Annotated in this window: 8 protein-coding genes, 3 tRNA genes and 1 pseudogene; 6 read left to right on the plus strand and 6 right to left on the minus strand. The window is 58.9% G+C overall.

Going from position 1 to position 8,613, the window contains the following annotated elements; genetic code table 11:
- From ABYO54_RS10310 to ABYO54_RS10320, 3 genes are all read left to right on the plus strand, one after another.
- A partial coding sequence (locus tag ABYO54_RS10310) for a hypothetical protein (protein WP_372808169.1) occupies positions 1 to 220 on the plus strand: 220 nt, incomplete at its 5' end.
- A 92-nt stretch (positions 221 to 312) separates the two neighbouring features.
- Complete coding sequence (locus tag ABYO54_RS10315; RefSeq protein WP_372808170.1) at positions 313 to 1,257, plus strand: putative 2-dehydropantoate 2-reductase; 945 nt, start codon at positions 313 to 315, stop codon at positions 1,255 to 1,257.
- A 105-nt stretch (positions 1,258 to 1,362) separates the two neighbouring features.
- Complete coding sequence (locus ABYO54_RS10320) at positions 1,363 to 2,025, plus strand: ferredoxin--NADP reductase (protein WP_372808171.1); 663 nt, start codon at positions 1,363 to 1,365, stop codon at positions 2,023 to 2,025.
- Positions 2,026 to 2,075: 50 nt separating this feature from the next.
- On the opposite strand, the gene ABYO54_RS10325 is transcribed toward ABYO54_RS10320, so the two are convergent.
- The gene (locus ABYO54_RS10325) at positions 2,076 to 2,771 is read right to left on the minus strand and encodes an RluA family pseudouridine synthase (protein WP_372808172.1); all 696 of its coding nucleotides are present in this window, start codon (positions 2,769 to 2,771) and stop codon (positions 2,076 to 2,078) included.
- Between the two features lie 193 nt (positions 2,772 to 2,964).
- On the opposite strand from ABYO54_RS10325, the gene ABYO54_RS10330 reads away from it, so the two are divergent.
- Positions 2,965 to 5,436 (plus strand): glycogen/starch/alpha-glucan phosphorylase, encoded by a 2,472-nt coding sequence (locus ABYO54_RS10330; protein WP_372808173.1) that lies wholly within the window; start codon positions 2,965 to 2,967, stop codon positions 5,434 to 5,436.
- Positions 5,437 to 5,553: 117 nt separating this feature from the next.
- Here ABYO54_RS10330 and ABYO54_RS10335 read toward each other — a convergent pair.
- The 4 genes from ABYO54_RS10335 to ABYO54_RS10350 all read right to left on the minus strand — a co-directional run bounded on the left by ABYO54_RS10335 (position 5,554) and on the right by ABYO54_RS10350 (position 7,033).
- Positions 5,554 to 5,630: transfer RNA gene (locus ABYO54_RS10335), tRNA-Val, on the minus strand.
- A gap of 26 nt (positions 5,631 to 5,656) precedes the next feature.
- Positions 5,657 to 5,733, minus strand: a tRNA-Val gene (locus tag ABYO54_RS10340).
- An 86-nt stretch (positions 5,734 to 5,819) separates the two neighbouring features.
- Positions 5,820 to 6,911, minus strand: coding sequence for a histidinol-phosphate transaminase (gene hisC, locus ABYO54_RS10345; protein WP_372808174.1), 1,092 nt, complete (start codon positions 6,909 to 6,911; stop codon positions 5,820 to 5,822).
- 45 nt (positions 6,912 to 6,956) lie between these two features.
- Positions 6,957 to 7,033: transfer RNA gene (locus ABYO54_RS10350), tRNA-Arg, on the minus strand.
- A 160-nt stretch (positions 7,034 to 7,193) separates the two neighbouring features.
- On the opposite strand from ABYO54_RS10350, the gene hisG reads away from it, so the two are divergent.
- Together hisG and ABYO54_RS10360 are read left to right on the plus strand one after the other, a co-directional pair.
- Complete coding sequence (hisG, locus tag ABYO54_RS10355; RefSeq protein WP_372808175.1) at positions 7,194 to 8,066, plus strand: ATP phosphoribosyltransferase; 873 nt, start codon at positions 7,194 to 7,196, stop codon at positions 8,064 to 8,066.
- A 40-nt stretch (positions 8,067 to 8,106) separates the two neighbouring features.
- Complete coding sequence (locus ABYO54_RS10360; protein WP_136060682.1) at positions 8,107 to 8,196, plus strand: AURKAIP1/COX24 domain-containing protein; 90 nt, start codon at positions 8,107 to 8,109, stop codon at positions 8,194 to 8,196.
- Positions 8,197 to 8,367: 171 nt separating this feature from the next.
- On the opposite strand, the pseudogene ABYO54_RS10365 reads toward ABYO54_RS10360, so the two are convergent.
- A pseudogene (locus ABYO54_RS10365) lies at positions 8,368 to 8,613 on the minus strand (methionyl-tRNA formyltransferase); the annotation flags it as partial.

Below are 8,613 nucleotides of genomic sequence, written 5' to 3' on the forward strand. Positions count from 1 at the left end.
AAACAGTCATATGCTTCAAGAAACGAAAGGAGGTAGGCTTATGGCTACCAACCCGGCAGGAAAAGGAACGAAGACCATTGGGATCAACATGAAACTGGAGATGGCCAAGGAGCTGGAGCGTCGCGCGGCTTCAATGCAAATCTCTACAGGTGCATACTGCAAAATCGTCCTTGGAGAATGGATTCAATCCGGCAAGAAGCTGAAACTCCAAGAAAACTAAAACCCGCACTACGTTGCGCGAAAAACCGGCTTTCGGCGAGGAGGTCGGTTTTTTGTTTTTTCCGCTCCCGCAGTCATGGCACGATGCGACGCATGCAAACCAAGAACCTAGCAATTGTCGGGACCGGAGCGGTTGGAGGCTACTATGGCGGCCTGTTGCAGCGGGCGGGATTCAACGTCCACTTCCTGCTGCACAGCGACTTTGAGCACGTCCGGAAAAACGGACTGGTCATTGAATCGACCTACGGCGACTTCACGCTCCCCAACGTCCATGCCTACCACGATCCGCGCGATATGCCGCCGTGCGATATCGTGGTGGTTGCCCTGAAAACCACGGCCAATGCCGCGTTGCCCAGCATCCTGCCCCCGCTCGTCGGAAAGGACCCCCTCGTGCTGACGTTGCAGAACGGGCTCGGCAGCGAGGAAGAGATCGCCGGGATCGTCGATCCGCAAAACATCATCGGCGGTCTCTGCTTCCTGTGCTCGAACAAAATCGGTCCCGGCCATATCCGGCATCTCGACTATGGCCTGATCACCCTCGGCGAATATCGGGCCGACGGGCAATCCGGCGGCATCACGGAGCGGCTTGAAAAACTCGGTTGCGATTTAAAGTCCGCCGGGATTCCCATCCAGCTGGTCGAAGACCTTGCACTGGCCCGCTGGAAAAAACTGGTTTGGAACATTCCGTTCAACGGGCTCTCGGTGATTCGCAATGTCCTGACCGACCAACTCATCAAGACCCCGGAAAACCGCGCCCTTTGCGAAACGCTGATGAACGAAGTTGCCGCAGGAGCGGCCGCCTGCGCGCGCCCCATCGAACCCGCCTTCATCAGCAAAATGATCGCGGATACCGAACGGATGGAGCCCTATGCCCCCAGCATGAAACTCGACTACGACCGGGGGAACCCGATGGAGATCGAAAGCATCTACGGCAACCCGATCCGGGCCGCGAAGGCGAAGGGGGTGCCCATGCCCGAAACCGAAAAACTCTACCATCAACTCCTGGCGCTCAATCCTCGCGGAGGCCTTGCCCATTGATCGGTGCTATTGAGCATTAATTTCGTTGGCCAGCGGACCGAACCGGCCGGCACCGTTCCATACATGACTCCGGCTCGCCGGGAAAATGCAGAGGAACCGCCCAACATGATCAATCTGGATTATTCGGAACACCCCGTCCTGGATGTGCGCTTCGTGAACGACGACCTGTTCGAACTGGTACTGGACCGGAACGGACTTGAATTTGCGCCGGGCGATTGTGCCGCCATCTATACGACCGACGAAAAATCGCGCCCCTACAGCATTGCCTCGGGATCAAGCGAAGACGACCTGCGCTTCGTCATCCGCAGGATGGCCGGCGGGGAAGTCTCCCCTTGGCTGGCGGCCCGGAAGCCGGGCGACTCCATCCGCATCACCCCGCCCTTTGGCTGGTTCCGCCCCGGCCAGGGGATCGGCGAAGCCCCCTTCGTCTTCATTGCGACCGGCACCGGAATCGCGCCGTTCCTCTCCTACATCAACACCTTCGACCGCCCGCCGGAAGCATGCCTTTATGGCGTCCGGCGGGAAGCCGACGCCATCGGCCTGCCGCAACTCGCCGAATCCTGCCCAACCACGCTGGCGGTCTCGCGCGAACACACCGAACACCTCCACGGGCGTGTGACCGCGTTGCTTGACCGCCTCCCGCTCGATGAGCGGACGCACTACTATGGCTGCGGCCTTGAAAGCATGGTCAACGAGGTCTCCGGATGGTTGCTGGAGCGCGGGATCGCACCCCGCCGAATCCACCGGGAAGTTTTCTTCCACGGATAGGGGGTACCGGCAAGGCGGGTCGAACAACTTTTGGAATGCGGCGGGGCGGGCTAGGCGTTGTCCCACCAAGGGGATGGGGCGGGATACGGGGCTTCGATGGAAACGGGTTCCTTGAGCGTGGGATGCACCACTTCGAGTCGGCGATGGTGCAAGGCGATGCTGCCATCGTCCGACCGCAGCCGCGCGCCGTATTTTTGATCCCCGGCGATCGGGCAACCGATGGCGGCCAGCTGCGCGCGGATCTGGTGGTAGCGCCCGGTCTCGAGATCGACCTCAAGCAGGATCAGCTCGCCAACCCGCCCGAGCGTCGCATAGGCGAGCACCGCGCACTGCGCCCCCGGATCGCCCTCGCGGCAAACCCGGGCCCGGTGGTTTTCGTGCGAGAGCCAATGGACCAGCTTGTCCGCAGGCTTCGTCGGGGCGCGCTCGACCAGCACGTGGTAGATCTTCTTGCAGTTGCGTTTGCGGATGCCTTCGTTGAGACGGCTCAACGCCTTGCTGGTGCGCGCAAAGAGCACCACGCCGCTAACGGCCCGGTCGATGCGGTGGACCGCGTTTAGAAACACCGCGCCGGGCTTGCCCTTTTCCACCCGCACCCATTCGCGCGCCCAATCCTCCAGATTCGGCAACCCGGTTCCACTATCCTGCGAAAGCAACCCGGCCGGTTTGTTGACCGCCAGCATGTGGTTGTCGGAAAAAAGAATCCGGTTTTCCAGATCCGCCGCGTTGTAGATTGATTCGTTCATGGCCTGATGCATACCCCGTTTAAAAGCGCATTGTCGATCAAACCGCAGCACGAAAACAAGGAGAACCCGGAAGTTCGACAGATCAAGCATTTAGCGTGTTTTTTTTAGGACGGGACGGGGCTTGCAACAATCCCGCCACTGGGCTACTTAGGGGGACTCTTAAAACAACTGAACAGCAAAGGGTTAAAGAAAAATGTCAAACTTCAAAGACAACATCACCGCTGACTCGCTGGCCGAACGCGCCTTGTTCCACCTGAAATACAGCCGCGGCAAAGACCTGCGGTCCGCAACCACCTTCGACAAGATGATGTGCTTCTCCCATGCCGTGCGCGACATGGCGGTCGATGGCTTCATCGCAACCCAACGCCAATACCTGGACAAAGACGTCCGCCGCGTGAACTACCTCTCCATGGAATACCTGATCGGCAAAATGCTGGCCAACAACGTGGTCGCGCTGGGCATAGTCGAGGCCTCCAAGGAAGCCCTCAAGAAACTGGATATTTCCTTCGAAGAAGTACTCGCACTCGACGTCGAGGCCGGCCTCGGCAACGGCGGCCTGGGCCGTCTGGCCGCGTGCTATCTCGACTCGCTCGCCACGAAGGAACTGCCGGCGTACGGCTACGGCATTCGCTACGAACACGGCATCTTCCGCCAGGAATTCGAAAACGGTTGGCAGAAGGAGCGTCCGGACGAATGGCTGGCGCTCGGCTATCCGTGGGAGCTGGTTCGCCCGGAATACACCCTGCCGGTCTGCGTCTACGGCCGCGTCACGAAAAACTTCCGCCCCGGCAAGGGGGCCAACGATGTCTGGCAGGACTTCCAGGTCTTCGAAGCCGTCCCCTTCGATTTGCCGATCATCGGCTATGGCGTTAACACCGTGAACATGCTGCGCCTCTGGAAGTCCCAGCCGGCGGAAGGGTTCCGCCTCGACGTCTTCAACCAGGGCGACTATGTCCGCGCCGTGGAAGAAAAGAACTGGGCGGAAAACGTATCGAAGGTGCTCTATCCCTCCGACTACACCTACGCCGGCAAGGAACTGCGCCTGATCCAGGAATATTTCCTGGCCTCCTGCTCCGTGCGCGACATCATCCGCCGCTACAAGAAGACGCATCGCGACTTCAGCCAGTTCGCGGAAAAGAACGTGATCCAGCTCAACGACACCCACCCCACCCTCGCGATCGTCGAACTCATGCGCGTGCTGCTTGACGAAGAGCACATTCCGTGGGCACAGGCCTGGGACATCACCGTCAACACCTTCTGCTACACCAACCATACGTTGCTGGCCGAAGCGCTCGAAAAGTGGACGGTCGACCTGCTGCAGCGCGTCTTGCCGCGCCACATGCAGATCATCTTCGAAATCAACCACCGCTTCCTGCAGCAGGTCGAGATCAACCATCCCGGCAAAGGCGAACTGATGCGCAAGGTTTCGCTGATCGAAGAAGGCGCCCACAAGCAAGTGCGCATGGCCAACCTCTGCGTGGTCGGCTCCAACAAGGTCAACGGCGTTTCGGCCCTGCACTCCGAGCTGCTGAAAACGGAAACCATGCCGGAATTCGACACGATCTATCCCGACAAGTTCACCAACGTCACCAACGGCATCACCCATCGCCGCTGGCTGATCAAGGCCAACCCCGAACTCTCGGAACTCATCTCCAAAAAGATCGGCGACGACTGGCGCAAGGACCTTTCCCAACTCGAAAAGTTCCAGGAGTTCGCCACCAACAAGGCCGTGCAGAAACGCTTCCGCGAAATCAAGCGGGAGAAGAAGGTTGAACTGTGCCGCGTGATCAAGGAGCTCACGGGCTACCTCGTTAGCCCCGACTCCCAATTCGACGTTCAGATCAAGCGCCTGCACATGTACAAGCGCCAGTTGCTGAAGGCCATGCACATCATCCACCTCTACAACAAGATCAAGGAAAACCCGGCCGCCCAGGTGCAGCCCAAAACCTTCATCTTCGCGGCCAAGGCCGCTCCGGCCTACCTGATCGCCAAGTCGGTGATCAAGCTGATCAACACCATGGCCGAATGCATCAACAACGACGTGGATGTCGCCGGCCGCCTGAAAGTGGTCTTCCTGCCCGACTACAACGTTTCGCTGGCCGAGAAGATCATCCCGGCCGCCGACATCTCGGAGCAGATTTCCACAGCGGGCCTCGAAGCCTCCGGCACGGGCAACATGAAGCTGTCGCTCAACGGAGCGCTGACGGTCGGAACCTGGGACGGCGCCAACATCGAGATTGCCCAGCACGTGGGCGAAGAGAACATCTTCATCTTCGGGAACCGCACCGAGGACCTCGCGAAGCTGCGGAGCAAGGGCTACAACCCGCGCACCTACGTCGAGAAGTCCGAGGACCTGCAAGGCGTGCTCGAGGCGATCCGCAACAACATCTTCGATCCGTCGCAGCCGGACCTGTTCAAGGACCTCTACAACGAGGTCACCGAGCACGGCGACTTCTACTTCTACCTCGCCGACTACGAGTCCTACATCAAGTGCAACGAAGAGGTGGACAAGCTCTACGCGACCCCGGCCAAGTGGACCGAGAAAACGATCCTCAACGTCGCCCGCATGGGTTGGTTCTCGTCCGACCGGTCCATCCAGGACTACTGCGACGACATCTGGCACCTCGAGCGCACCCCGGTGAAAACGGGCGAAGACATCGACTAACCGTTCCGTTCGTTCCATCGAAAAGGGCAGGCTCAAGAAGCCTGCCCTTTTTTCTTTTCCACGCGCCGGGGCCGGGCACAAAAAAAAACCGCGGATCCATGGATCCGCGGTTTGGAATGGTGGGCGATGACGGACTCGAACCGCCGACCCTCTCGGTGTAAACGAGACGCTCTAGCCAACTGAGCTAATCGCCCTTAAAAAGGGATTTCCTATGAAAAAATGGTGGGCGATGACGGACTCGAACCGCCGACCCTCTCGGTGTAAACGAGACGCTCTAGCCAACTGAGCTAATCGCCCATTTGTTCAAAGGAGCGCACATCCTACCCATTCCTCTTTTCGAGTCAAGCGGGTAGAATGAAAAAGTTTAGAATTCGATCATGGCGCTAGGAAAGGACGTCCTTCAGCGCCTCGAGCATGAAGCGGTTCTGCTCCGGGATACCGACGGTAATGCGAATGTGGTCCGGCAACCCGTAGGGATCCATCGGGCGCACGATAACCTTGCGCCGCTGCAACGCCTGAAACACCGCGCGCCCGTTGCCCGTCTTCACGAGAATGAAGTTGGCGCCGGAAGCCACCGTCTCGACGCCGAGCTTCGGCAGCTCTTCCTCGAAAAAGTCCAATCCGCCGGAAACCATCTCGCGGGTTTCGACGATATGGGTCACGTCGTCGAGCGCGGCGATGGCGGCGGCCTGGGCCACGGTGCTGACATTGAAGGGCTGGCGCACCTTGTTGAGCAACCGGATGAGTTCCGGATGGGCCACGGCATAGCCGATGCGCAACCCCGCCAACCCATAGGCCTTGGAAAAGGTGCGCAGCACGATGACGTTTTCCTTCCCGGCGCGGATGTGCTTGAGCACGTCGGGCTTCATCGCTTCGGGCATAACCTCGAAATAGGCCTCGTCGAAAACGGCGACAACGTGGTCCGGCAGCTTTTCGACAAAACGATCGATGGCCTCGGGCGAGACCATGGTTCCCGTCGGATTGTTCGGATTGCAGATGGCCACCAGCCGCGTTTCGGGCGTAATGGCCTCCAGCATGGCGTCGAGGTCGTGCACATGGCCGGGCATGGGGACGCGGACGGTCTCGCCCCGATACAGGGCGTTGGCGAGGAAATAGACGGCAAAGGCCTCCGCGCCCATGATCAGGTTCTTCCCCTGCTCCATGAACACATGGCAGAGAAAAACGATCAGCTCGTTGCTGCCGCAACCGAAGAGCAGGTTTTCGGGTTCGACGCAGAGCTTTTTCGCGAGCTTCCGCTTCAGATAGAACGCGCCGCCATCGGGATAGCGATGCACCTCGGAAATGGCCTCTTGCATGGCCTCCACCGCGAGGGGCGAGGGCCCCAGCTCGTTTTCATTCGACGCCACCTTGACGATCTCGGCGATATCGTCGAATCCCAGTTCGCGCGCCACCTCTTCGATCGGCTTGCCGGGCTCATATACCCTGAGATCCGAAATCCATTCCTTTGGCTTCATCCTTACGCTCCCGATTGTGGCGGCTCCGCCTCGATTTTCAAAACGTGGCGCACCCGGCAGGATTCGAACCTGCAACCCTCTGATTCGAAGTCAGATGCGCTATCCAATTGCGCCACGGGTGCGTCGTACAACGGCAGATAGGAATAAAGCTTTTCCCCCAGCGGGACAAGCGGATTCGGCCCCGCATCCCCACCCCGGAACTTTTTTGCAATCAGAGGTTGGACGCCCGGGATTGTTCCTCTATATTCCCCGCTTTCCCAAACTAACAAAGGAAAAGGATTTATGAACAAACTGGTCATAGGACTGCCAAAAGGCAGCTTGCAGGAATCTACATACGGGCTTTTCAAAAAAGCGGGATTCAGCATCAAGGGCGGTTCGCGCTCCTATTTTCCATCGATCGACGACGACGAGATTGAAATCCGCATTTTGCGGGCGCAGGAGATGAGCCGCTATGTCGAACACGGCATGTTGGACGCCGGCATTGCCGGGCTGGACTGGGTCGAAGCCAACGGGTCCGACGTAGTCAACCTGTGCGACATGGTCTACTCGAAGCAGAGCAAGAGCCCCATCCGCTGGGTCCTGGCCGTCCCGAACGACTCCGCGATCAGCTCCGTCAAGGATCTGGAAGGCAAGAAGATTGCCACCGAGGGCGTCGGCATCGTCGAACGCTGGCTTGCGAAGAACGGCGTGAAGGCCGAGGTTGAATTTTCTTGGGGTGCGACCGAGGTCAAGGTCCCCGACTTTGTTGACGCAATTGTCGACATCACGGAAACCGGCAGCTCGCTGCGGGCCAACAACCTGAAGATCGTTGAAACGCTGATGGAGTCGTACACCCAATTCTTCTGCTCGCAGGACGCCTGGGCGGACGAGTGGAAAAAACAGAAGCTCCAGAAGATTGCCCTGTTGCTGAAAGCCGCACTGGATGCGGAGGACAAGGTATTGCTGAAGCTGAACGTGGAAGCCGCCAACCTTGAAACCGTGAAAACGTTGCTGCCGGCCCTGCACTCGCCCACCATCAACTCATTGACGGAAGAGGGCTGGTTCGCGATCGAAACCGTTGTCGACGAATCGGTCGTCCGCGAAATCATCCCGGACCTGAAAGCCGCAGGAGCCGAAGGAATTATTGAAATTAGCTTGAATAAAGTCGTGGCATAGCTATCGTACTTGCCCTTTTAGAAACCAATTAGGAGAAACCATGGGTACCATTAAGAAATGGCGCAAGACCAAAATGTCGAACCACAAACGGCGCAAGCGCCGCCGTGCGGACCGCCACAAAAAGAAATAAGCTTAACTAGCTTCATCCATTTCAAGGCTGGGCATTTGCCCGGCCTTGCTTTGTTTTTCCAACCCTTGAAAACCCGTAGGGGATGCGGTTTCCAAGGGTTATTTTTTGCGCGCGAGACGTGAAGCGTGAGGCGTGAGGCGTGAGGCGTGACGTGAGGGAATCGATTACGGTTCAGCCCAAATGCGTACCGCCGGCGAGCGGAGCGCCATTCAGGAACGACGCAGCAGGCATGCGCTTCTTTCCTTGGGGCTGGACCTCGGTCAAACGCAACGCACCGTGGCCCGTAGCAACAAGCAGGCGGTCATCAAGCAGCCGGCCGGGGCTGCCCGCCCCCTCCTCCAGCTCCGCCTTCCAGATCTTAAGCACCTCGCCATTCGGCAGCGTGCAAAAACTGCCCGGCCAAGGGTCGAACGCCCG

It is taken from the genome of Pontiella sp. (assembly GCF_041622395.1).
Lineage (GTDB): Bacteria > Verrucomicrobiota > Kiritimatiellia > Kiritimatiellales > Pontiellaceae > Pontiella.

Excerpts from the sequence above, each read along its gene's own strand:
- ABYO54_RS10320 (WP_372808171.1), top strand. The coding sequence starts at position 1,363 with ATGATCAATCTGGATTATTCGGAACACCCCGTCCTGGATGTGCGCTTC.
- hisG (WP_372808175.1), top strand. The coding sequence starts at position 7,194 with ATGAACAAACTGGTCATAGGACTGCCAAAAGGCAGCTTGCAGGAATCT.
- ABYO54_RS10325 (WP_372808172.1), bottom strand. The coding sequence starts at position 2,771 with ATGAACGAATCAATCTACAACGCGGCGGATCTGGAAAACCGGATTCTT.
- hisC (WP_372808174.1), bottom strand. The coding sequence starts at position 6,911 with ATGAAGCCAAAGGAATGGATTTCGGATCTCAGGGTATATGAGCCCGGC.
- ABYO54_RS10330 (WP_372808173.1), top strand. The coding sequence starts at position 2,965 with ATGTCAAACTTCAAAGACAACATCACCGCTGACTCGCTGGCCGAACGC.
- ABYO54_RS10315 (WP_372808170.1), top strand. The coding sequence starts at position 313 with ATGCAAACCAAGAACCTAGCAATTGTCGGGACCGGAGCGGTTGGAGGC.
- ABYO54_RS10360 (WP_136060682.1), top strand. The coding sequence starts at position 8,107 with ATGGGTACCATTAAGAAATGGCGCAAGACCAAAATGTCGAACCACAAA.